This window comes from Gemmiger formicilis, assembly GCF_018784445.1.
Lineage (GTDB): Bacteria > Bacillota > Clostridia > Oscillospirales > Ruminococcaceae > Gemmiger.
The window spans coordinates 1-251 of sequence record NZ_WQOH01000098.1 but is presented as its reverse complement, the minus strand read 5'-3'; the positions used below and the strand labels follow the sequence as shown (position 1 = coordinate 251).

The 251-nt window shown below is 43.8% G+C and carries 1 protein-coding gene; it reads left to right on the top strand.

Features of this window, described 5'->3' with window-relative positions; genetic code table 11:
* Positions 1-66: 66 nt before the first annotated feature.
* Positions 67-251, top strand: a 185-nt coding sequence (locus tag GPK89_RS15375; RefSeq protein WP_215694473.1) for a type II toxin-antitoxin system prevent-host-death family antitoxin, incomplete at its 3' end; no start/stop codon positions are given.

Below are 251 nucleotides of genomic sequence, written 5' to 3'. Positions count from 1 at the left end.
AAAACTCCTACTTGTTTTCATACAGAAATTATGATATAATTTCTGTATGAAAGAGAGGTGCTATCTATGCCGAACATTCGTTCCAGCGCAGATCTGAGAAACAACTACAATGACATTTCCTCTTACTGCCATGCCTACAACGAGCCGGTCTTTATTACCAAAAACGGTAAGGGCGACCTTGCCGTTATGAGCATGGAAACCTATGAGGAAATGGCGGGCCGCATTGAACTGTACAGCAAGCTGCAAGAGGG